Annotated in this window: 1 protein-coding gene; it reads left to right on the top strand. The window is 74.3% G+C overall.

Annotated elements, in window-relative coordinates:
* Positions 1-397 precede the first annotated feature (397 nt).
* Positions 398-1,161: cyclase family protein (locus HW445_RS31890; protein ID WP_180224244.1), on the top strand; the 764-nt coding region annotated here is incomplete at its 3' end.

Raw genomic sequence — 1,161 nt, 5'->3', positions numbered from 1 at the left:
GCGGCCCGCGGATCAGCGCGCCGAACGGACAGCGGGCGCGCCCGGTGGACAGCCTTCCCCGCGGGCCCGCTCCCACAATGAGCCCTCCGATTCCCCCGATTGCACCGGAGGTGCCGCATGGTGCCTGTCAGCGTGTCCGTCCAGACGGACCCGGCCGCCTTCCGGCGGGTGCTGTCCGCGTGGACGACCGGCGTCGCGGTGGTCACGGCGGAGGCGGACGGCTGCCCGGTGTCTTCACGAGGTGGGCACGTGCGGCGACCCCAGGGGGGACGTCCTCGCCGTGGCTGTCCGTTCGGCGCGAGGTCGGCCCACCGGGCGCGGCGGGTCTTCGACGGACGTGCCCGCCGGGTGCCATGCTCGGCACCGCCCCCCCGCCCCGAAGCAGGAAGGACCCCTCATGAGCGACGTCATCAGTGCCGCGGCCGGTCTGGCCGCGGTGGCCGAACAGCTGGCCTCGGGCACGATCGAGGTCGTCGACCTGACCTCCCCCCTGCACGCCGGGACCCCGGTCCTGCAACTGCCGGAGCAGTTCGGGCAGACGGCCCGCTTCGAACTGGAGGAGATCAGCCGCTTCGACGACCGGGGTCCGGGCTGGTACTGGAACAACTTCCGTACCGGTGAGCACACCGGCACCCACTTCGACGCGCCCAACCACTGGATCACCGGCAGGGACCTGGACGACGTCGCCCAGGTGCCCGCCCAGCGGCTGGCCGGCCCCGCGGTGGTCGTGGACAGCACCGCGCAGACCGAGGCCGACCCCTCCTACCTGCTCGACGTCCCCGACCTGCTGGCCTGGCAGGAGGAGCACGGGCCGCTGCCGGAGAACGGCTGGCTGCTCCACCGCACCGGCTGGTCCCGGTACGCCGACGACCCGGAGGCGTTCGCCAACGTCGGGGAGAACGGTCCCCGCACCCCCGGGCTCACCCCGGCCGCGGCCCGCTACCTCGCCGAGGAGACCGGCATCCTGGGCATGGGCGTGGAGACCGTCGGCACCGACGCCGGCCACGCGAGCGAACTGGACCCGCCCTACCCCTGCCACTCGATGCTCCTGGGAGCGGGCAAGTACGGGCTCACCCAGCTGCGCCGGCTGGACCGGCTCCCGGTGACCGGAGCGGTCGTCGTCGCCGCGCCGCTGCCGATCGTCGGCGGTTCGGGCGCGCC

This window comes from Streptomyces sp. UH6, assembly GCF_013421635.1.
GTDB classification, from domain to species: Bacteria; Actinomycetota; Actinomycetes; order Streptomycetales; family Streptomycetaceae; genus Streptomyces; species Streptomyces abyssomicinicus.
Note: the sequence above shows the minus strand (reverse complement) of the source record. Positions and strands in the feature narration are given on the sequence as shown.